Genomic DNA, 22,762 nt, shown 5'->3' on the forward strand with positions numbered 1-22,762 from the left:
GGTTCAGTCGTCGTCGTCCGTGAACACCCGACTCGGCACGCGTTGCTCGTCCGGTTCCGGTACCGGCGTCGTCACCTCGCGCTGCACGAACTGCTTTTTGAGCACGTCGTAGGCGAACACGAGCGTGCCGAGGATGAGCATCGTGTCGCCCGGCATCCGCGCCCAGAACAGGAGCTGTACCGCGTCGCTGTTGTAGAACGCGAGGCTCCGCGCGGCGTCGTAGCTCCCGGAGAACGCGGCTTCCAGTTGGAGGAAGCCGACGGGAAGGACGGAGACGAACACCATCACCGCGAGGCCGATATTCCACAGCCAGAACGCCCACCGGAGTCGCCGTTCCGTCCACGCGTCGGGTTTCGTCGTGAGCTGGAGCATGTAGGTCGCCATTCCCAGCGCGAGGAACCCGAACGCACCGAACATGGCGGCGTGGGCGTGGCCGACCGTGAGGTACGTCCCGTGTTCGTAGTAGTTGACGAGCGGGAGGTTGATGAAGAAGCCGAGCACGCCCGCGCCGACGAAGTTCCAGACCCCGCTGGCGATGATGAACATGAACGGGAGCGTGTACGGGAACGACCCGTCGCTCCGCGCGAGCGTCCGGTACTCCCCGATGGCTTCGAAGAGAATGAACACGAGTGGGAGCAGTTCGAGCGTCGAGAAGACGGAGCCGAAGGGCACCCACACGTCCGGTTGGCCGATCCACCAGTAGTGGTGGGAGACGCCGATGACGCCGGTTCCCATCACGAACAGCGCCTGAAACATGACGGCTTTCTCGGCCGACCGCTTTCGCAACAGGTTCATCGACACGAGCGTCAGGCCGACGATGGCGACGATGAAGAACTCGAACGCACCTTCGACCCACATGTGGACGACCCACCAGCGCCAGAACTCGGTCACGACGATGTTCGTCTGCGGCGTGTAGAACATCCCCGCCGTGAACAGCAGGGCGATGGAGCCGCCCGCGTACAGGATCATGTGCGCGAGGCCGAACGACTCCTCCGCTTTCAGGAGCGGTTTGAACCCACGCGCGACGAGGGCGGCCCACAGCCCGAACCCGGCGAGCAAGCCGAACTGCCAGACGCGACCCACTTCGAGGTACTCCAGTCCCTCGTTGCCGATGAGCCACCAGAGCGCGCCGTCGATGTAGCCGTTCGCACCCAACCAGATGCCGGTCAGCCCGCCGACGGCGACGACGAGGAGCGCCCCGAGGAGCACGTTGACGTACGTGCTCTGATTCGCTCGTTCCTGTCCGGTCAGTAGCGGCGGTAAGAACAGCCCCGCGCCGAGCCAGAGTGTCGCTATCCACAGAATCGCGAGGTCGATGTGCCACGTCTTCGCGATGGCGAACGGGAGCAGTTTGACGATGTTAACGCCGAGGAGCGACCCGAGGCCGAAGAATCCGCCCCGCTCGATGTAGTAGTGGGCCAACAGTCCGCCGAGCAACACCTGTGCGACGAACAGGAGGGCGGCGATGGGAACGAACCGCGCCGCCGTCTTCTGACTCGGGAAGACCACGACGTCCTTCGGCGACGGCACCGTGATTCCCTTCGTCTCGGGTTCGGGAAGGTCGATGGACGTGTAGAGCCAGACGCCGATTCCGGCCGCCGCGACGAGCAGCACCATCGCGATGACGCTCCACGTCATCGATGCCGTCGGGGGCGTGTTTCCGGCGGCGGGTTCGTACGGCCAGTCGTTCGTGTACGTGTGGTCGCTCCCCGGCCGTTGCGTGTGGGAAATCCACGCCGTCCACATCGCGAAGTCGGCGAAGTGCCGTGCGTCTTCCTCCGAGGCGATCATCCCGTTCGGAACGCCGCGTTCGAGGTCGCCGTCGTGATACCGTTCGACGTACAGTTGCCGAACGTGCTCGTGGGCGTACAGTTCCGCGGCCGAGTACTGCACGCTGTCGCTCGGCCGACTCGCTTCGAGTTCGGTCGTCACCGTCGCGTTGACGACCGCCCGTTGCTCCGGCGAGAGCGCGCTGACCGGTTTATCGTACTTTTCCTTCGCGTAGTACACCTTCATGTACTCCGTCTTTAACGACAACGCGTTCGCGGTGTAATCCGACCCGAAGTAGGCACCGTTGCCGAGAATCGACCCGTGGTTCATCAGGCCGTCCGACTGGAAGACCCGTTTTCCCTCCTGTACTTGCGCCTTCGTCACGACCGTCTCCCCGTCCGGCCCGACGACCTTCTGCGGAATCGGCGGGGCGTGTTCGTAGGAATACCACGCACCCGCTCCCATCACGATGAGATTCAGTACGAAGACGATAGCGAGCAGTTTGCCGAGCGTCGAGCGCTGTACCTTCATACAAGTCGGGCTTCGACGACGCGAAATATGTAATTCAGCCGTCGTTCTCACCGGTGGGGAACGTCGAAAATATGTTCGGGAAAACGTTCGAGTGGGGTTCGACTCGGTGCGTCGCGGTCCTTTTCCGGTCCAGCCGACGGTTCGAATTTCACCGTTTTGTGGGTGCAGTCACGACGACGACGATTCCGTCGTCCCAAAGGCGACTCGTTCGAGGAGTTTTCGCACGAACGTCCGTCCGTCTGATTCGTTCGGATGGAACAACAGGACGCTGCCGTCGATGCGGTCGCTGATGTCGGTCGAGAAGTGGCCGAACAACAGCGTGTACGGGGTCGAATGGGGAATCGTGCCGAGGACGACGAGGTCGGAGTCCATCGTGGCACCGACCAGCGTCTCAACGCGGTCGTCGGTGCGTATCAACTCCCATTCCGTTGGCACGCTCGACACGTCTTCGAGTTCCCCGTAGAAATCCTCCGTGGCCTCGACCAGTTCAGGCGACGCGTCGTTCGCGACCGCGGTGACGAAGTGGAGAGTTGCATCGCTATGGGTTGCGATTTCCGTCGCCACGGATACCTTCGCCGCGTTGAAGATGCCGGGTTCGACGAGCACCGTCACGGTCGAGATGTCCCCGAGGCCGCGGTTTTGGAGGAATCCGACGTCACAGGGGGCGTGGTTCATGTACCAGTCGATGCCGGTGCCGAGCAACTCCGCGTGCAGGTAGTCGGGTTCCAGTTCGCCGAACACCGCGTCCGCGTCCATCTCGTCGGCGACGTTGACGACCGCGTGTCTCGGATTGTGCGTCACGAGTTCATCGACGACGACCGACGTTTCTATCGACGGCAGCGACTCGGTGACCCGGTTTTCGAATTCGATGTCGGTTTCCGACGATTCGACCATCGACGAGAGCGTCGTCTGCTCGGGGACCGCCTCTATCTTGGCGACTCGAAGCGTCCCGTCGTTCTTTGCGACGACGAACGCGCCCATTCGAACGAGCGCCCGTATTCGGGACGGGTCGGTGTCCTCGCCGACGACGACGAGGACGTTCTCGTGACTGTCGGCGACCGCCTGTTCGGTTCTGTCGAGCGTCTGCTGGCCCATCGACCGTCGGAGTGCGTCGAGGGCGGCCCCCTCGCGGTCCGTCTTGTCCCGCCCGTAGAGGCGGTACCAACCGACGCCGACGACGAAGATGCCGACGGCACCGGCCAGCGGAATCAGTCCCAACTGCGTGAGCAACACGACGGTCCCGACCACGCCGAACAACTGCACCCACGGATAGCCCGGCGCGACGAATTCGGGGTCGTACCAGTCCAGCGAGCTCTCCCGAAACGCGACGAGGGCGACGTTGATGAGGCCGAACACGACGATTTGGAACGCACTGGCCAGCTTCGCTAGCTCGTTGACGGGAACGAACGCGATGAGGACGAGCAGGACGACGCCGGTGAACGCGATGGCGGCGACCGGCGTCTTGAACCGACCGTTGATTCGGCTGAAGCGATTGGGCGCGAGCGAATCGCGGCTCATCGCGAGCGGGTAACGGGACGACGACAGAATCCCCGCGTTCGCCATGCTCGTGAGTGCGAGGACGGCGACGCCCGCGACGGCGAGCCGAGCGGATTCACCCGCGAACTGGACGGCGGCGGCGGCCATCGGCGTCAGGTTGTGGTGGAGCGAGTCGGGCGGCGTGACGCCGACGATGACGAACACCGTGAGCGTGTAGAGGAACATCATCAGGACGACCGACCCGAGGATTGCGCGCGGGATGGTGCGCCCCGGATTTTCGACCTCCTCGGCCACGCTGGCGATTTTGGTGACGCCCGCGTAGGAGACGAACACGAATCCGGTCGCCGCGAGGAGACCGCCGCCGCCGTGCGAGAAAAAGGGGTGGTAGAGGTCCCCATCGACGTACGTGCTCCCGTCGGCGACGAAGCCGATGAGCGAAAGCAACACGACGCTGACGATGGTCGCCTGTAATCTGCCGGTCTGTTTGACGCCCACCACGTTCACGGCGACCAGCAGCAGGGCGATTCCCAGTCCCACGACCGTGAGGAGGCCGGGCGGAATCTCCACGAGCAAGAGGAGGTACGCGCCGAGGCCGACCAGCGCGAACGCGCTCTTGAACACCAGCGAAAACCACGCCCCGATTCCGGCGATGGTTCCGGGAAGCGGTCCCATCGCCCGGTCGATGTACAGGTAGGTACCCCCCGCCTCGGGCATGGCGGTGGCCATCTCCGCCTTCGATATCGCCGCGGGGAGGACGACCACCCCGGCCAAGAAGTACGCCAGTATGACCGCCGGTCCCGCCTTCGCCGCCGCGAGACCGGGCAACACGAAGATACCGCTCCCGACCATCGCGCCGATGCTGATGGTCGTCGTCGATACGAGGCCGAGGTCGCGTTCGAGGTCCTTGGGCATCGGCTTATTTCATCGACACTGGCAGGCGCTGTAACGTTACCGCCCTGCTGGGACGAGACCGCCGGACCACTCGACGCCGCGTCGAAGGTGGTCACTATCTCACTGAGGACGACTGGAAAACAAATGCTGTGTCGTTTCGCAGGTCGTCGTGCCCGCTACATCGTCGTCGTCGTGGTCGTCATCATCTCGGTCGGAGCGTCTATCGTCGGCAGGAGGTCGAATGCCTGCGCCTCGTCGTTCGTCTGGAGGAGTCCGACGGCGAACGCCGAAACCACCGTGCCACCTTCGAGGGTCACGTCGAACGTGGCGACGGCATCGTTCATGCCCGCGGGTCGGATTCCGATGGTGTAGGACCCCGCGGGAACTTCGACGTAATCGCTGGCGTTGCCGAACTCCAGTCCTTCGACGAGGACGTCGCCGTCTGCCGTGATATCGACGGCCGGTGCGTCGGGCGAGAGGTGGACCGCCCGCAAGCGCGCCTGGTCCCCGGACGGTACCTCGTTCTCGTCGACGAACACGAACGCCTGCGGACTGTCGAGTGTTCCCCCGGCGGCTATCGTGTAATCGGTGTTCGCGTCGAGCGTGACCTGCTCGTCGATGACCGCACTCCCCTGCCCTTGCCCTGCCGGTGCGACCTGTATTGTGTGCTTCCCCGCGTCGAGGTCGAGGTAGTCGCTCACGTCCTTGAACGCGACGTTCTGTAGGACGCGATTTCCATCGACGTAGACGTCAACTTCCGGGGCGTCCGGAATCGCGTGGATGACCCGAACGCGGCTCGCGTTCCCGTTTTGGCTGGTGGTCATGTCCTGTGCGCTCGAAATCCCCCCGAGAATCGGTATGCTGCTCACGCCGATGGCTCTGAGTACTTGTCGTCTGGTTTGCTTCATTTTGGTTCCCCCAACCGACACTCAACCAGTTAGTAAAAAATGGTTTTCCCCGGACTAGTTTGGTCGGGTGACCGTTATCCAAGTGATTCTCGACTTTTTATTCACTCTCTTTCCATCGAAATTCGACATCATCGCGTAATTTTTGAACGCTCGATTTTATAACTTTCTCTAGCATAGAATAATTAACAAAGAGGTGGTCCCCCTTGTGTGAAACGCAGAGACTTCATCGCGACGGTCAGTACCGGCATCGGAATCAGCGTGGCTGGGTGTTCCTCGTCGGAGAGCTCACCGAACGAGACGAGTTCCGGTACCGGAACGACCACCACGTCACAGACGACGCAGACGACGGAGGGAACGACCACTACAGAGGCCGCTGAGACGGCCACTACGACCGAAGACACCGATATAGCGACCACGACTGAACGGACCGAGACGGCTACCACGACCGACCAGAAGGAGACGGCTACGACAACCGAACGGGCGGATTCGACCACGACTACCACGAGCACGACTGATGGGCAGCCGAACGCGGATCTCACGCTCGGCGAAACGGCGACGTTCGGAAACGGCCTCGAAGGGACGGTCCGTAACTTCCGATTCAAATCGGAGTACGAGAGCGGCGGGACGACGCAAACGACCGACCAGACGTTCCTCTTCGTGGACTTTACCGTCGCAAACCCCACGAATTCACGTAAGAGCGTTCCGTCGGGAATGTCGATTTACGTGACGATCGGCGGGCGACGATACGATCCGACCGATTCCAAAGGTGCCGTTCGTAGCCTCTACACGACCCGGTCGGTCGGGGCTGGTGCAACGAAATCGGGAACCCTCATTTTCGAAGTCCCGAAGGGAACAACACGGGGTGACGTGACCGCGTCTCTCGAATACTCCGGCTCCGGCGGAAAACGGACTCTTCGGTGGACGAGTGGGTAGGGACGTATCCACCCACGAGATGATTCTGCGTCACCCGAAGTCGCTGCTCTGTTGTTTTCGCGCGTCGACTGGATACAATCGCCAGTCGTGAATCACCAATCTCTCGATTTCGAAACCGGCTTTCCGAACCTACTCGTTGCCGTCTTTCCCCTTGTCGATTGTCCGGTCTGCTTGAACGATTCCGAATGCGGACGCCAGGACCATCCCCACTACGAAAATCGACGAGGTCCGCGATAATAGACCGCGTGAGGTCGGTTTCTTCGGTAAGGAGCGCGTACGCCGCTCGGCTTGCAGTGCGGTGGGGTCGGTCAGGAGGAACGGGAGTACCGCGACCGAGACACTCAGACAGGAGAGCACGAACGCTCCGACGATGGTTCCGAGAATCAAGAACGGTTCCGTCATCACCGTCAATCGGATTCCGAAGACCGTCAGCATCCCTCCGAGGGACATGGCAGAGACGATGCCGACGGCACAGAGAATCGCGATGAGAGATGCGGGTATCGATACCCGAACCACATCCCACAGCAGTACCTTCAGCAGTTGCCATCTGGTGGCACCAGTGGCGCGGTGAATGCCGATGGCTCGTCGACGAGCGTGTACCTCCTGTGCGAAGGTCGCCGTCGTACTCCCGATAGTGGTGAGTCCTGCGAGGACCATCATCCCCGCGATGAGGAGTTTGAAATTCCCGAAGACGACTTCCACGGCTTGCCCGAGTCCACTCCCGCTCGAATAGTCGGTGTTTTGCGCGAGCGCCGACCGTACCCGCACATTACCCGTTACGTCGTACGTATCGGTCGCGAGTACCGTTCCGTTGGAAACGACTTTCGCGATGTACCGACCCGGCGGATACTGCTTCGATGAATCGGTTTCGTTGAGCGTCGCTGGGACGTTTTTCACACCGTATGCGGGAACCGTTCCAATCCGGCTCTGCGTCTCGAGTGGTGTGACGAGCGAGACGTTTCGATTCATGTCTCTCCCCCAGGGATTCGCAACTTGGATGGCGGCTTCGGGTTTCGTATCGACGTTCCCCTCGTTCGGTGTAATGTCGATGTCCGCGACCAAGTGTCGCGAGACGTCCGGCGAGATGAGAATGCGGGTCGTTTTCGTCCGCGCTCCTTTGCGTGCCGTCAGTTCATACGTCCCCGGCGTCGTCGGCAGCGGTATTATCGCCTGTCCTCGGTCGTCCGTCGGTGCGGTGATGTTCCCGATGGTTACCTTCGCGTTCGAGACGTTTTTCTCGGTACTGGTTCGAACGTTGACGCCGAGGTTCGCTCCCGGTGGTGCTTTGCTGGGAGTAATCGGAAGGACGAGTGGGGGTTTTCGATAGACGGTAATCGGCTGTGAATGGGGCCCAACGCTCAGGGAGTAGTTGCCCGGGTGGGAAACGCTCGCGTTCATCCGAACCGTCGTTCGTTCACCCGATTGGAGCGTGACCGATTTGTGGTGTGTCTTTTCACCGAGTGACATCGAGATGGTTCGAGTCCGTTCCGACGTGCCGATGTTTTGAACGCCGACCGTAACTGTGAGTTGCTGGTCGACACCCACCGCCTGTGGGGCAGCCACGTTACTGATGACTATCTTCTCAGCCTCGGACGTCCCCGATTGCCCCCTCTCGGTCCGTGGTGTGCCGCCCGCTGTCCGGATGAATTGAACCGTTCCCGGTTTCGTCGAGACGGTATGTGCGGTTTCCAACGGGACGATGAGTTGGTCATCCTGTATTCCGGGCGCACGATACACGCCGACGACCCTCACCTGTGTGAACGCGGGCGACGTACTGCCCCCAACGAGGACCGTATCTCCGATTGTGATATTTATCGTCCGAGAAAGGTCGCGCCCGATGACCGCCTCTCTCGATGAGCGAGGCGGATGTCCGTCGACGAGCCTCGCGTTCGAAACCGCGGCAAAGTCGGAATAGTTCGCTCCCCTCGCTAGGTAGGGTTTTCCGTCAGCAACCTGTACCGCGATGATTTCCGGGCTCGCATTGAGGCCCTGGTCGCGCAACGCCGTTGCGTACTGGGTATCGATGCGGCTCGCCATCGGGTACGGTGCGCCCGGTTCCGTGACGGTTCCTGTCGAGGCCGTAGCGAGCGGCGCAAGCACCCCAGCAAGCGACCCTGAAAGAAGAACGATGAGGGCAAAGACGGTCAACGTCGTCGCCGTCGGAATCACTGCTCGCCACGAAAGCAATCGAGGGAGTACGCACACCCCCATCCACGATTCCTGCTCCGTTCGTGTGACGGACGGATGTCTGTTGTCGTGGTTGAGCTGTGCTGGTGGTCGTGTCACCGTCGACCACGCAGCGCTCGCGCCTGCGAGGATTGCGGTACCGACCAGACAACACAACATCGGCAGTACGATACGCAGGACCGCTGGTGTGATACTCGGGTCGAGCGAGAAGGTCACCCCGAGGTGTATCGCAATTTTCACGACTGCCCGTATCGCGGCAACGCCGATAGCGAAGCCCAAACCGCAACCAAGCAAGGCCAATAAACCGGACCGGAGCGAAAAGATGCCGACGAGACGCCGCGCTGTCCCACCGGTTGACCGAATAACGGCGATGGATTGGATTCGGTCTCGGACGCACATCTTCGTGATGTTGTAGAGGACGACGAGAATCAGAACGCTCGCAGCGATCGTCGCCGCGGTGAGTGCCCGAAGCACTTCACCCATTCCGCGGAGGAAATACGCAGACAGGGACGGTGTTACCGTTCCCGTTTGCGAGAGGCGCTGGCCTTGCCCGCTCGACGCGGTCGTCTGTACGACGAGTGCACCGGTTTCTCCGTACGTACGAACCGTGGATGGATTTGCGACGTACCACGCATGCGGGAAGATGGAATCGTCCGTCACGTAGGGAACGACCTGAACGGAGACACGGGTTCCCGAATTGGTCCGTACACGCTGGTGGGTCGGTGTCGAGACTGCTCCACGAATGCCGGTGTCCGGTGGTGCTGGAATGGTTGCACGTCGCCACGATACGGAGAGGGCAGACAGTTCGGACGGTGCGTTTGCTGGCACCCCCACTACCGTGTGGTTCGCTCCGTTATACCGGATAGTCGTGAGAGGAAAGACGAGGTCGTTCTCGGTTGCGTTCTGCTGTGCGATTTCGGACGAGGGATACTGGTGTACGACCATCGAGTTGCTCGCGCCCTCCGCGACAGCCGCCGATTGAGTGCTCGCCGCCGAGACCAGGAGTGTCGCGCCGACGAGAAATGCAACAGTGATTGCGATGATGAGTACTGCCAGTCGGTCTCGCCGCGACCAGCGTGTCAAGAGTGCTCGCGTATAGTTCATTTAGAATTCATTTTCCTGTGATGTATGGTTGGTTGTTTACGTTCTACTGATTATCAGATACAGGAAGTATTCAAAATTTACGGATAATAATATTGAAAATTCCTAAAATGCTCTGAGAGTTTCACAAACTCCTACATTTACAAATGTATTAAAAATCTAATTTTACTATCTATATCTCTATATTCATGGTGAGCGCTCAACCAGTAGAGCACTGTCTCCTCCGACAAATGGTTTTTCAGGCCAAGAATGGAGAAATCGCTACCCCATCGGGGATTTTTTATTATGGTAGGGAGTAATGGGAAACCAATGGCTCGTGACGTCGACCTTCAGCTTCTTCTCCCTCGGCAAGTACGCTCTCTTCCTGCGGATTTGGCTGCGATCTGTCTCTTCGTTTTTCTCACGCTCGCTGTCGTTCTGATACCGGGTCTGAACACGACACCGCTCCGTCCCGCCGTCGGTCTCGCATTCGTCCTTTTCCCACCGGGATACGCGTTCATTGCGGCGCTCTTCCCGGAGGACGCGCCAGCCGAATCGACGCCGGTTGAACCGTCGCCCGATTCCGAAGATTCCCGACTGCCACGTCCAGGGACCGGAGTCGATGGTCTCGAACGAGTGGCGCTGTCGTTCGGGACGAGCATCGCAATCGTCCCGCTCATCGGATTGGTACTCAACTTCACCCCGTGGGGGATTCGACTCGTTCCCGTTCTGTTGAGCCTCAGCGCGTTCACGTTGTGCATGACCGCTGTTGGGACGGTTCGACGGAACCAACTGCCGACAGAAGAGCGGTTTTCCGTTCCCTACCGGACGTGGTTCGGGCGTGCACGGGGCGAACTGTTCGAACCCGATACGCGGGCCGATGCCGTGTTGAACGTCGTTTTGGTTCTCAGTATTCTCCTCGCCACGGCGAGTGTGACCTACGCCGTCGCGGTTCCAAAGCAGGGCGAATCGTTCAGCGAGTTCTACCTGCTGACGAAGAACGACGACGGGAAACTGGTCGCCGACAACTACCCGGCAAACTTCACTCGGGGCGAGAGCAAACCCGTCATCGTCGGTATCGAGAATCACGAACACGACCGCGAGCGCTACACCGCCGTCGTGTTGTTACAGAACGTGACAATGAAGAACAATTCGACCGTGGTCAACGACCAGCAACGGCTGCAACGGTTCCAGACCACACTCGGGCAGAACGAGACGTGGCAAACAACCCATACAATCACGCCAGAGATGACGGGTGAGCGACTTCGCGTACTCTACCTGTTGTACAAAGATGGCGCTCCCTCGAACCCCACCGCGAACAACGCCTATCGGGAAGTGCACCTCTGGATTAACGTAACCGCGGGCAACGGAACTACCCCCGCCAAACGAGGCGCGCCGTCGCCATGAGGTGATTCCGTGGGGTATCGACGCGCGCTGTTGACGCGGTGGTCGCGCCGCGACAAGCTCGCCATCCTCGTTATCGCGGTGACGGTCGGCTTCCTGACGGGGACGACCATCGTCGTCGCCGCCGTGAGCACGCAAACGACGAGCATCGCGGCGGAGTACGGAACGGACGGAACCGCCGTCCACTACGATTCCGTCGCCGGTGCGCGGGACGCGGCAGGTGAGAACGCGCTCGTCGTCCCGATGGCGACGGTGGACTTACCGAACGGCAAAACGCGGTACGTCGCCGGTATCTCGAAGCATCAGGCGTCCGCGTTTGAAACCGACTCCGACGTCTCGATACCTGTCCCACCGCCGTCGGGCGTGACGAGTGGTACGAGGACGACGAAGGGGAAACAGCGACTCATGGGGGACCGAGAAACCCTCACCGTCTCCGTCACGCCGCGGACGTCCGGCCAGCAACTGATTCCCTCCGACTGGTACGTCACCCAGCCGGACACGGTCAGGAAACTCGGTGCGTCCGGCGCGTACGTCATCACGCCCGCGAATTCGGGGAGTGGTGAGGCGGACGGCGCTGGAATTCCATCTCACGGGGTCACGCTCCGCTCTGCACTGGCATTTTTCGTCACCGGCACGCGCCAGCTCCTCGCCGTCCTGACGCTGACCGCGGTCGGCGGGACGGTGCTCGTCGGCGTGACCATCTACAGCGTGATGAAGATGACCGTCCGTGACCGACGGCAGTCGATTCGCGTCCTCCGCTCGACCGGTTGTCGGCCGCGCACCGTCCTCTCGCTGTTCGCACTGCGGGCCGGACTGCTCACCGCCATCGGCATCGGTGTGGGTTACGCACTCGGCATCATCCTTCCGAACGTCGCCGTCAACGCGGCCGTCTCGCTCGGCCTCCCGACGTCGCTGTCGGTCCACGTCACTCGATTGGTTCTCACGGTGTTAGTTCCCCTGTACGTCGGGACGCTACTCGTCGCACTCGTTGCAGGAGCAATCGCCGTGTGGCCGACCGTCAGCCCACCGCCTGCGCGCGTCACCGGCGAACTGGAACGGGACCAGACGCGAAAGGCCACGCAATCCCGGTTTCGACGGCTGTTCACGTTGCAACTGCTCGACTGGCGTGCGCTCGCCCCGAGCATGGCGACGCTGACCGTGTTCGTCACCGTCATCCTTCTCATGGGGTCAATTGCTGGCGTCATGACGCCGCTCATGAGTGCACAGGGAACGACGCTCACGGAACCCGGTGCGATACATCCGGTGGCGAGTAACGTTCCGCAACGGTATGCCGATGCGCTCCGGGCGAAAGGAATCGCTGCGAGCGCGGAAATCCTCCTCTTTACTGTCCATGACGGTCAACCGGTCGTCGCCCGCGGCGCGAATTATTCGGCGTTCGCATCGGTTTCCAACGCGACGCTCGAACGTGGAAGTCCGCCTCAGTCCGCGAACGAAGCCGTCGTCGGGGCTGACTTGGCTCGGACAGCAGGGATCGATGTTGGAGACACTGTCTCCCTGGGTGGTAGCACCCAAACCGCACTTACGCGGGTTCATGTCGTCGGCACCTACACCGCGCCCGGGCTGTACGACGATCAGCTCCTCGTGTCGCTTCCCGTCGCTCGACAGCTAGCGGGGAGACCAAACGGCTCCGTCCACATCGTTCGGACGCCCAAACGGCTCGAAGGCCGTCCTGACGCGTCCGTTGAACTCCTCGACGTGTCCGCACCGCCGCGGATCGAATCGACTCACCGCCTGCCGGTGACGGTTCGACTCCGAAACTTTGGGGACGAACCGGCGACACACAACGTGACGGCCACGCTCGGGGACGCCTCGAAAACCGTCCCCGTCCGTCTCGATGCGGGTTCACAGCGCGCGGTGACCGTTCGTTTGCCGACACCGGAGCCGGGGACCGCGACGCTCCGCGTCGGCAACGAGACGCGCTCGATAACCGTCGTCTCCCCCGACGCAATTCGAATCCGCGGGCTTCCGGAGGCCGCACCGCCGAACAGTACGCCCCACGTCCGGGTTTCGACGATGGCCGGGGAACCCGTAACGAACGCCTCCGTTCGCGTCTCCACTCCGAGGAACGGCTTGGACGCGATAGTTCGAACCGACGGAAACGGCAGCGTTGGAATCCCGTTCGGGACCGTCGGGAACTCGACCGTCCGCGTCATCGCCGGAAACCGGACCGTTACGCACACGGTGCAAGTGTCAGGGTCGGCGTCGCGGACGCTCGTCGCCGGTGTTGAGGTTCTGCCGAGCACGCCGAGTCTGTTGTCGCGGACGCGCGCTCGCCTTCGACTCTTCAACCCGTGGAACCGGACCCTCGATCGGGACCTTCGTCTCTCTGGCGGCGGTGCGGACGTACGGCGGACCGTTTCGGTCGCTCCTAGCGACACCGTGGTTAAGACGGTCCGCCTCGGGCAACAGACGCCCGGCTCACACTCGCTGTCGCTCGTCTCTGGCGGGCAACCCATCGCTTCCACATCGTACACCGTCACCGGGGACGACCGACTCGTTACCGCCTACGCGGGTGGTGGCGACGGAGCGGGTGGGACTGGAATCGGTCGAGCGTTGACCACGGCGTTCGGAAACCTGCAACTGCTGCTCGTCGTCCTCGTCTCCCTCGCGGGTCTCATGACCGTCGGGAGTACGACCGCCGTCTTCGCGCAAGCGGTCCACGCGCGCCAACGGGCTATCGGCGTCTACCGAGCGACGGGTGCGTGGCCGACGCGCGTGCTCCGACTCGTCGTCGGGGACGCGTTGCGCATCGGCGTCGTTGCCGTGGGCGGGGCGCTGGTGTTCGGGACGGGCGCGCTGTTCGTTCTCGACCGCCTGAACTACCTCGTCGTCTACGGGGTTCGAATCTCGACGACGCTGACGCCGGGTGTCGTCGTCGGAAGCGTCCTCGGTGGTCTCACCGTCATGCTCCTGAGTGCGGGACTCGTCGCGGCGCTGTTCTCGCGGCGACAACCCGCGCGATTGGTGAAACAATCCGTCGGAGCGACCGAGCCGGGACGGTCGTCGGACGGGAGGGGTGTCCAATGAGGAAGCGGCGTTCGATCGGCCTCGTCGCGCTGGCCGTCGTTCTCATCGCGCTCGCAATGCGCACGATTCCGCTGTACTGGAGTCCGTTAGCGTTCAATACTGACGGATTCAAATTCGCTGGATTCGCTCGCGAAACGATTCGACACGGCTACATTCCTGCTTCGACAACGTCTTTCAATCCTGACGAATACACCTTTTCGGCACTGCTCGCCATCTGTAGTCAGCTGACGGGAATCGAACCGCTGTACGTTGCCCAGCTTCTCACCGCGAGCATCGGCGCGACGGTGTGTCTCTTCGTCGTCGTCGTCACTCGTCGGATTGGCGCTCGGCTTCGGTGGTCGCGGTTCGACGTTCGAATCGCGGCGTTCGTGGCGGGCGTCGTTCTGGCGACGAATGGTATCTTCCTCGGCCGGTCGACGGCGGTGACGAGCGAAGGGTTGGGTCTTGTCTTCGTTATTCTGGGCGTCGTCGCGTTTGCACGTGCGCTCCGAACGAACCGTCGCTCGTGGATGGCGGTGACCGGATTGGTACTCGTCCTCTTTCCGCTCACGCACAACCTCAGCACTATCGTTGGTGGGTTCGCCATCGTTTCGCTGTTGGCGCTCTCGCTTCGCTCGTCGACGGATAGACGCGGGTTGATGATGGTGCTGATGGTCGCCGGATTCTGGACCTACGTCAGCGTCTATTACACTACGTTCAAACTCGACGAGTTGAGCCGAATCTCCTCGGCTCCGGGGTTGTTCGTCGCGTGGATCATCGTCCTCGTCATGCTCACGATTTGGCTCTCGACGACGAGTCCCCGCATCCAGCGGGATTTGCCGTCGGCGGTGCTCCTCGCCGCGGTTGGTCTCGTCACCGCAAACGCTGTGACGCCGATCTTTCCCGGAACGGCGACGACGGGGAAACTGGTGTTCGTGTACGTCCTCCCCATCGCTCTCGTCGGTGTCGTCGCGTCCCGCGGGATTCCGCGGCTCGTCGATGCCGGTCTCGATGGGTCCGTAGTCTTTGCCTTGCTTCTCGGCACGCTGTCGATAATCGGCTTCGCGCTGACCGGCGGGCTGACCGTTCCGTATCAAGACCTCGCGATTCGGGCCCAGACCTTCGTCCACATCCCGTTCGCCGTGTTGGCCGGCCTCGGAGTGGTCCTCTTGGCTCAACGGTGGGACTCGCGTTCGGTTCGGGCCGCGCTCGTTGTGACCGTCGTCCTCTGTACGGTCGTGAGTGCGCCCCTCGCGTTCAGCGGCTTGCGAGCCACGTCCGCCCAACCGCTGGTAACCCAATCGGAGTTCGAGACGGCGACGTTCGCGGCGACGCACACCGACCAATGGGCGAGCGACGGCCACATGACGCGAATCGCGTCGAAATACTACCCCGGCCGTTCGACGCCATCCCAAACCGGCGTGTACGTTTGGCTCCACGACGATGGGCCCGTTCCGAACTGCCCGGTCGTAGCACAGCGCTCTTGGACGACAGTTGGGGCACAGCTGTTTCCGGCATCTCCCGAGACGATAGATCGCCGTTCGTACGTTTCGGTGTCGCAGCGTCGGAATCTCATCTATACTGTGAGTGGGGATGATCCGCTTACGCTTCTGATTCCTCGCGAACGGATGTCCGCGTGTTGATTGTGCCATTATCCCCTGAATACTGGATCGCCGTAACTCCTTGTCTCCTTCATCAGATTGTTAGCTTCAATAGTCCTTTCGAATATTCCGATTATCATATGTATAAAAAATTACCATAATTTCAGATGTAAATTGTTATGAGAAAATAATAAGTGCAATGGGAAGGAGTAATTCACTATGAGACATTATTCAACGACTAAAAACAAAACTATCAGAAGATGTCTTTCTTCACACCGTGAGCTATCTTCCCCGATCCGAACACATGTCTGCTAAAAATATGGAGGCTCCGACCACCAACAGACAACAGCGAACGATCGCCGCCAGTGTTGAGGCATCCACTACGCAGGTCGAACAGACCGGTCTGCTCGTCGGGATTCCAGCGTACAACGAGGAAATCGGTATCGGAAGTACGATACTTGCGGCCAAACAACATGCGGACCACGTGGTCGTCGTGGACGATGGTAGTGCTGATAAGACGGTCGAAATCGCAAAGCAAGCGGGTGCGACCGTCCTCCAGCACGAGACGAACCGTGGGAAAGGCGGTGCCGTGAAAACTCTTCTCGAATTTGCACGCTCGACAGAGTGCGACGCGCTCGTCCTCATCGATGGAGATGGACAACACAAGCCGAGTGATATCCCGCAAGTCATCGAACCGGTGTTGTCCGACGACGCGGATCTCGTCATCGGTAGCCGCTATCTTGAGAAAGACCCTGATGACGAGACGCCGTTCTATCGACGGATTGGGCAACGAACGCTAGACGTGTTGACCACGGGGCGAACCGGGGAAAACCTCACCGATACGCAGAGTGGATTTCGTGCGCTATCCACGGACGCGATAGAGTCGCTCCGGCTACAAACCGAGGGTATCGGCGTCGAAAGCGAAATGATCGATACCGCGATTCGACAGGACCTCTCGATTACCGAGGCCTCCATCGACGTCCGGTACGAGGGTATCGACGGACAAACGTACAATCCGCTCCACCACGGATTGACCGTTGTAACGTTTATCCTCAAGTTAGTTCGTGACCAGCACCCGTTGATTTTCTTCGGGCTCCCCGGATTGGTCTTGACCGTTGCTGGTGCCCTTTACGGCCTCGATGCGATTCTCATCTACCAATCTACAGGAACGTTTTATCCTGCGAAAGTATTGGTGAGCGGATTCGTGACGATTATCGGGACGCTCGGAATCTTCTGTGGACTGATTCTGAACCGGATTTCGAACATGATCGACCGAATTCACGAGGTGGGGGTCTGAGATGACAGACACTGATATCGTAATCGTCCTCGGAACGCGACCGGAAATAATCAAACTCGCGCCGGTCATCCGCGCCTGTGAAACAAACGGCGTCCCGTATTCGGTGATTCACACCGGCCAGCACTACTCGGAAGAACTCGATGCCGTGTTCTTCGAGCAATTGGAACTTCCCGACCCCGACTACAATCTCGGCGTCGGTTCGGACTCTCACGGGGTACAAACCGCGGCAATGCTCGTCGGAATCGAAGAGATACTTCAGGAAGAGAAGCCTGAGACGGTCCTCGTACAAGGGGATACGAACTCGGTACTCGCGGGAGCGATTGCGACGAGCAAGATGGATATCGACCTCGGTCACGTCGAGGCGGGACTTCGAAGCTTCGACCGTGACATGCCCGAGGAAGTCAACCGCGTTATGACCGATCATGCAGCGGATTATCTCTTCGCTCCGACTGATGATTCAGCAGCACTGATACGGGAGGAGGGAATTCCAGCGAAGAGAATCTACGTCACCGGGAATACCGTCGTAGATGCGGTTGAGCAGCACCGAGAGTTCGCACAGAAGAAGAGCTCGGTACTTGAGGAACTCGAACTGCAACGCGGTGAGTACGTCCTCATGACCGCACACCGAGCAGAGAACGTAGACGACCCGAATCGGTTTCGAGAAATCCTCTCCGGTGTCGCTCAAGTCGCAAAACGCTTTGAGGCTAACGTCGTCTACCCGATTCATCCGCGCGCGAAAAATCGGATAGAGGAGTTCGACCTTTCGGTTCCACGGTCGGTTCGACTCGTCGAGCCACAGGATTATCTCGACTTCCTCAACCTCGAATCACACGCCCGGCTCATCCTCACTGACTCGGGCGGTGTTCAGGAGGAGGCGTGCATCCTCGGCGTTCCCTGTGTGACGATGCGGGACAACACCGAACGACCGGAGACAATCGATGTCGGTGCGAACGTCCTTGCTGGAACGGACGCGGACGAAATCCTCGAATCAGCGGCCGAGATGGATCGTACCGCGCCTGACTGGACTAATCCGTTCGGTGATGGAACGGCGGGGGAACGCATCGTGGACATGGTACACCATTCCAAAACGACCGAAGAAATGGAGATCCTTTTACAATGAGCACACTCTGTATTCACGGACTGGGATATATCGGACTCCCAACGGCAGCAATGTTTGCTAACTACGGCCACGACGTGGTCGGATACGACACGAGTGAAGAGGTGGTTTCACGCCTCAGTCAGGGAGACGTCCACATCGACGAACCGGGACTTCGTGCGTTCGTCACGCAGGCAATCGAGTCGGACAAGTTGACGATTAGTAACGAGGTCGTCTCGGCAAAATACCACATTATCTGTGTTCCGACCCCCTTCGACCGGGAGTCGAAGGAAGCCGGACTCGAATACGTCGAGAGCGCAGGTGAAGCTATCGTGCCGCATCTCCGTCCGGGCGATACGGTTATCCTCGAATCGACCGTGCCTCCGGGAACGACTGCCGATGTACTTCGACCGGTTCTCGAAGAATCCACCCTCGAAGCGGGCAAAGACTTCGCTCTCGCTCACTGTCCGGAAACGGTTCTGCCGGGCGATATCATTACCGAACTCAAGCAGAACGCTCGAATCATCGGCGGCGTCAATGGTGTTTCTACCGAGGCGGCGGTACGACTTTACGAGTCGTTCGTCGAAGCCGAAATTCACACGACTGCGGACGCAACGACCGCGGAATTCGTGAAACTCATCCAGAACACGTTCCGGGATGCGAACATCGCAATCGCAAACGAGATCGCAAAGCTCTCCCACGACTACGAAATCGATTCCCGTGAGGCGATTTCTCTCGCAAACGAGCATCCGCGGGTCAATATCCATCATCCTGGACCCGGTGTCGGTGGACATTGCTTGCCCGTCGATCCGTGGTTTCTCGGCCAAAACTCCGAGAAACTCGATCTCATCAAGCACGCTCGGGAGGTCAACGATGGGATGTCCAGCTACATTATCGATATCCTCGACGAGGAACTCGACGGACTTGAGGATTCCACGATAGCGATTCTTGGCGTCGCGTACAAAGGGAACGTCGGTGATACGCGTGAAAGTCCCGGTTTGAAACTAGCACGAGAACTGCAGTCACCGGCTATGCAAGAAGAGGAGCCAGCTCTCGCTGATGGCGGTCCGCAAGCGGACCCCGTGAAGGCCCCGACAGTGACGCTTCATGACCCGCATGTAACCGATCAAACGCTGCAGCTGTCGCCACTCGAAGAAGCCGTTGACGATGCTGACGCCATCGTAGTGACGACGGACCATGACGAGTTCGAAGAGATGGACCCCCATTCTGTCGGTCGGTGGATGGACGGCGACCTCATCGTCGATACGAAGGCGATACTGGACGAACACGATTGGAACACGGAAGGGTTTAGAGTTAGTCGCATCTAACGCAATAATAATGGCACGACAACCGAAAGCGTGGGTTGATTTAGTGAGTCCTTCGCATCCATTTTTCTTCCGGAGTCTCACAGAGTCGCTTCCACCGCTCAAGACAGAGGTGACAGTTCGAGAGAAAACTGAGACTGTAGGATTGGCCGAAGAAGTTGGATTCGATTTCACACGATTGGGTCGTGATTTCGATAATACTCTCCTCCGAAAGTTCGGAATACCCCTTCGAACCCTTCAACTCGTGGCTCAGGCCCCATCTGCTGACGTATCGCTCTCCTCACGAAATGCGATGTGTATCCTCGCATCGAAGGTCCGCGGTATCCCGTCAATTCACTTTACTGACAACGACATTACGGCACATGTGGACGGTCTGGAGTACGAAGAATTGTACAATCGATTGGAGGCGCAAGCAACGTATAACATCGTTCCGTCAGCATTTGACACCAAAGAGTTGACGAAATGGGGTGCTGATTCTGAACAGATTATCACATACGATGGATACAAGGAGGACATTTATATTGCTAACTTCGAGCCTGATTCATCGTTTACTGATAAACTCCCATTTGAAGAGTACATCGTCGTCCGACCCGAGGCGCTAGACGCCGCATATGTTGATTCTGAATTTTCATTGGTTCCACAACTGCTTCAGCACCTCGTTGAATATGACAAGCAGGTTGTTTATTTGCCTCGTGGCCGGGGTGATAAACACTATGCCCATGACTACGAACCCAGTCAAGTATTCGTACCTGAGAAAGCACTCGATGGGTTACAACTTGTATGGCATGCAGATTGTACGATGACCGGATCAGGTACGATGGCTCGAGAAGCTGCGTGTATGAATAAGCCTGCTGTGTCGTTTTTCCCAAATACGCCTCTATCGGTTGATCAGAAGATGATTGAAGAAAATCGTGTATTCCATTCTAGGGAAGTGGGGGAAATTATGGATTATGTGACTAACCTTTCTGAGCAGGATATGAAGCCGGATAATAACAAATCGAAGGAGATACAAAAAGAATTGTGCTCAATAACTCAAGAGCTTATTGCTCATTGCGCTAGCGAAGCGTAGATCTCGAGTAATTTATCCATATGAGCGTCCCAAGAGTATTTGTCCTCAATCATTACTCGGTTGTCTCTTGCTATTGATTCAGCTTCTTCTTTATTGGAACTCACGTCTTCAATCGCTTTTTTGATGGCATCAGCATCTTTCGGTGGAACAAACCGGCCGTTTTGCTCGTCAAACACATCCGGAATGCTTCCTACATTTGTCGAGATAATCATATTGCCGCCAGCCATTGCCTCAAGGATAACAATCGGAAGCCCTTCGGCATATGATGGTAAGACAAAAATGTCGGAATTACTAAGTAGATCATGTTTCTCTGATTCAGAGATAAATCCATGATACGTCACTTTACTATCGTCTGAAACCTGTTCTACATCCTCTGAAAGTGGTCCTTTCCCTGCAATCTCGACTTTTAAATTCTCGTCTGTCTCTAATCGTTGTATCGCCTCCAGAAACTCAGCGACGCCCTTTCGTGGTACTAGATCAGAGACAAACGATATAGTTAAATCATCCTTGCGTTTGAAGGTAGGATCATAATCATTTGGTTCTACAGCGTTATGAAGTACAACGATTCTGTCGTGATCGACTTCTTCTTCTAAAATTGATTTCCAATATTTTGACAAACATACGATGCAATCCGACCATGATAAAATCTTCAGAATGTAGATTTTTAATACCCAATTACTTGATTCAAGAAATTTATCAAATGATGAACCATGGACATGTAATACTATATCGGAATTCCAGTACCATGATGCTATTAGACCAAAGAGTGACTCTCGATAAAAGGATATTCCTTGAGCTACATGAACATGAACTATATCCGGCTTCTCAAGACGAAGAAATTTAAAAATATCTACGAGAATTTTGAACAGTGCAGCTGGGAATACTGCTAAACCTTCCTTTTTGGGAGCTGAGACATCGAATCCTGAAATAGACAGCTTATCCGGGGAATGTCGTATCTGCTCTGAAATGTATTGTGCAATCCCACCTCTCTCTTGTTCTGCGGGTCCAATAACCAACACGTTTAGTCGATTCGTTAGCTCCGGCTTCACCTTATATCAAATGAGACCTAAATATATAAGAGTTAATAAACGTTGAACCGAATCCTGCAGGTGACCAACAATACATAAGTACTAAAGTCGGCTAAAACTAATACTGTTGCTAAGATGGTCTCAATTCGGCAGCTTAAACGGGGTGTTCAAAGTCCAAAGATGGTTTTCCAGCACTTGAACAAGCTCTACTTTAGAAATAGATATGGAAAGGAGTTTGAAAACGGAGTAAATTTCATGGAAGAAGACTGGGATAATCTTCTTCTCCTGGATGCCTGTCGGTACGATATTTTCGAGTCTGTAAATGCAGTCGATGGATCGCTCGAAAAGAGAACGTCGAGAGCCAGTAGCACAGTTGGCTTTCTCAAATCAAACATTCATAATAAAGATCTGTCTGATACGGTCTATGTGACTGCTAATCCTCAACTTGTATGGAAATCGGAGCAATTTTCACCCGATTTCCATAAAGTAGTAAATGTTTGGGAAGAGGATGGTTGGGATGATGATCTCCAAACAGTTCTTCCCGAAACAATGGTCTCGTATGCAAAGGAGGCAGCGGAGGAATATCCAGATAAACGGTTGCTGATTCATTTTATCCAACCTCATTGTCCGTTCATTGGTGAGTTTGGAAGGGAAATGGTTGAAAATAGTAATATCGATTTTTGGCCACAACTTCGTGAGGGAGAACGGGATATTCCTAAAGATGTCCTCCTCAAAGCCTACATCGAAAATCTCGAAGTCGTTATTCCTTATGTTGATGAATTAGTGCAATGTTTAGATGGGAAGTCCGTAGTGTCCTCTGACCATGGCCAACTCATTGCTGAACGATCGTTTCCGATACCGTTTGTCGAGTATGGACATCCTCAGGACACGTATTTACCAAACTTAGTGGAGGTCCCCTGGTTGGTTTGTCCTTTTGATGAGAGACGAACGATTGAGAGAGCAAAGACCGATACTGAAATGCAGTCTGGTAATGTAGAGGAGCGTTTGAAACAGCTTGGTTATAAAGTATAATTAATATATTTCAATAGTATGGAACAAATATAATTTTCTAACATATGACTCTTCACATTTGCTGATTCCAGAATAATAATCGAAGA

Annotated in this window: 14 protein-coding genes; 9 read left to right on the forward strand and 5 right to left on the reverse strand. The window is 57.8% G+C overall.

What is annotated here, in order from left to right:
- Positions 1-3: 3 nt before the first annotated feature.
- The 3 genes from B208_RS0116595 to B208_RS0116610 all read right to left on the reverse strand — a co-directional run bounded on the left by B208_RS0116595 (position 4) and on the right by B208_RS0116610 (position 5,597).
- Complete coding sequence (locus B208_RS0116595; RefSeq protein ID WP_007983220.1) at positions 4-2,301, reverse strand: nitric-oxide reductase large subunit; 2,298 nt, start codon at positions 2,299-2,301, stop codon at positions 4-6.
- Between the two features lie 168 nt (positions 2,302-2,469).
- On the reverse strand, positions 2,470-4,710 hold the full coding sequence (locus tag B208_RS0116605) for an APC family permease (protein WP_007983223.1): 2,241 nt from the start codon (positions 4,708-4,710) through the stop codon (positions 2,470-2,472).
- Positions 4,711-4,865: 155 nt separating this feature from the next.
- A complete protein-coding gene (locus B208_RS0116610) occupies positions 4,866-5,597 on the reverse strand; it encodes a DUF4397 domain-containing protein (RefSeq protein ID WP_073096659.1) in 732 nt (243 codons plus the stop codon).
- 207 nt (positions 5,598-5,804) lie between these two features.
- Between B208_RS0116610 and B208_RS0116615 the strand changes: the two genes are divergently transcribed.
- On the forward strand, positions 5,805-6,530 hold the full coding sequence (locus B208_RS0116615; RefSeq protein ID WP_007983226.1) for a DUF4352 domain-containing protein: 726 nt from the start codon (positions 5,805-5,807) through the stop codon (positions 6,528-6,530).
- 129 nt (positions 6,531-6,659) lie between these two features.
- Here the strand turns inward: B208_RS0116615 and B208_RS0116620 are convergent, their stop codons facing one another.
- Positions 6,660-9,377 (reverse strand): ABC transporter permease, encoded by a 2,718-nt coding sequence (locus B208_RS0116620; RefSeq protein WP_161599899.1) that lies wholly within the window; start codon positions 9,375-9,377, stop codon positions 6,660-6,662.
- 750 nt (positions 9,378-10,127) lie between these two features.
- Between B208_RS0116620 and B208_RS0116625 the strand changes: the two genes are divergently transcribed.
- The 7 genes from B208_RS0116625 (at position 10,128) to B208_RS0116655 (ending at position 20,616) form a co-directional block, all read left to right on the forward strand.
- Complete coding sequence (locus tag B208_RS0116625) at positions 10,128-11,204, forward strand: DUF1616 domain-containing protein (RefSeq protein ID WP_026177903.1); 1,077 nt, start codon at positions 10,128-10,130, stop codon at positions 11,202-11,204.
- 9 nt (positions 11,205-11,213) lie between these two features.
- Positions 11,214-14,249: an FtsX-like permease family protein gene (locus B208_RS0116630; RefSeq protein ID WP_018128996.1), complete on the forward strand. Its 3,036-nt coding sequence runs from the start codon at positions 11,214-11,216 to the stop codon at positions 14,247-14,249.
- Positions 14,246-15,871: a hypothetical protein gene (locus tag B208_RS0116635; RefSeq protein WP_007983233.1), complete on the forward strand. Its 1,626-nt coding sequence runs from the start codon at positions 14,246-14,248 to the stop codon at positions 15,869-15,871. The genes B208_RS0116630 and B208_RS0116635 overlap by 4 nt, the downstream gene beginning before the upstream one ends.
- Before the next feature lie 277 nt (positions 15,872-16,148).
- On the forward strand, positions 16,149-17,126 hold the full coding sequence (locus B208_RS0116640; RefSeq protein ID WP_007983235.1) for a glycosyltransferase family 2 protein: 978 nt from the start codon (positions 16,149-16,151) through the stop codon (positions 17,124-17,126).
- Between the two features lies 1 nt (position 17,127).
- Entirely contained in the window at positions 17,128-18,246 is a 1,119-nt protein-coding gene (gene wecB / locus B208_RS0116645) for a non-hydrolyzing UDP-N-acetylglucosamine 2-epimerase (RefSeq protein ID WP_007983237.1), read from the forward strand.
- Complete coding sequence (locus B208_RS0116650; RefSeq protein WP_026177904.1) at positions 18,243-19,550, forward strand: nucleotide sugar dehydrogenase; 1,308 nt, start codon at positions 18,243-18,245, stop codon at positions 19,548-19,550. The genes wecB and B208_RS0116650 overlap by 4 nt, the downstream gene beginning before the upstream one ends.
- A gap of 10 nt (positions 19,551-19,560) precedes the next feature.
- The gene (locus tag B208_RS0116655; RefSeq protein ID WP_073096662.1) at positions 19,561-20,616 is read left to right on the forward strand and encodes a DUF354 domain-containing protein; all 1,056 of its coding nucleotides are present in this window, start codon (positions 19,561-19,563) and stop codon (positions 20,614-20,616) included.
- Here the strand turns inward: B208_RS0116655 and B208_RS23375 are convergent.
- Entirely contained in the window at positions 20,595-21,665 is a 1,071-nt protein-coding gene (locus B208_RS23375) for a glycosyltransferase family 4 protein (protein ID WP_007983242.1), read from the reverse strand. The genes B208_RS0116655 and B208_RS23375 overlap by 22 nt on opposite strands.
- Positions 21,666-21,899: 234 nt before the next feature.
- On the opposite strand from B208_RS23375, the gene B208_RS24470 reads away from it, so the two are divergent.
- Entirely contained in the window at positions 21,900-22,676 is a 777-nt protein-coding gene (locus B208_RS24470) for a hypothetical protein (protein WP_171970530.1), read from the forward strand.
- Positions 22,677-22,762: the final 86 nt, after the last annotated feature.

This window comes from Haladaptatus paucihalophilus DX253 (genome assembly GCF_000376445.1).
GTDB classification, from domain to species: Archaea; Halobacteriota; Halobacteria; order Halobacteriales; family Haladaptataceae; genus Haladaptatus; species Haladaptatus paucihalophilus.

Bases quoted from the DNA above. Each gene is read 5' to 3' on its own strand.
- B208_RS0116605 (WP_007983223.1), bottom strand. From the start codon at position 4,710: ATGCCCAAGGACCTCGAACGCGACCTCGGCCTCGTATCGACGACGACC.
- B208_RS0116640 (WP_007983235.1), top strand. From the start codon at position 16,149: ATGGAGGCTCCGACCACCAACAGACAACAGCGAACGATCGCCGCCAGT.
- B208_RS0116635 (WP_007983233.1), top strand. From the start codon at position 14,246: ATGAGGAAGCGGCGTTCGATCGGCCTCGTCGCGCTGGCCGTCGTTCTC.
- B208_RS24470 (WP_171970530.1), top strand. From the start codon at position 21,900: ATGGAAGAAGACTGGGATAATCTTCTTCTCCTGGATGCCTGTCGGTAC.
- B208_RS0116610 (WP_073096659.1), bottom strand. From the start codon at position 5,597: ATGAAGCAAACCAGACGACAAGTACTCAGAGCCATCGGCGTGAGCAGC.
- B208_RS0116650 (WP_026177904.1), top strand. From the start codon at position 18,243: ATGAGCACACTCTGTATTCACGGACTGGGATATATCGGACTCCCAACG.
- wecB (WP_007983237.1), top strand. From the start codon at position 17,128: ATGACAGACACTGATATCGTAATCGTCCTCGGAACGCGACCGGAAATA.
- B208_RS0116655 (WP_073096662.1), top strand. From the start codon at position 19,561: ATGGCACGACAACCGAAAGCGTGGGTTGATTTAGTGAGTCCTTCGCAT.
- B208_RS0116625 (WP_026177903.1), top strand. From the start codon at position 10,128: ATGGCTCGTGACGTCGACCTTCAGCTTCTTCTCCCTCGGCAAGTACGC.
- B208_RS0116595 (WP_007983220.1), bottom strand. From the start codon at position 2,301: ATGAAGGTACAGCGCTCGACGCTCGGCAAACTGCTCGCTATCGTCTTC.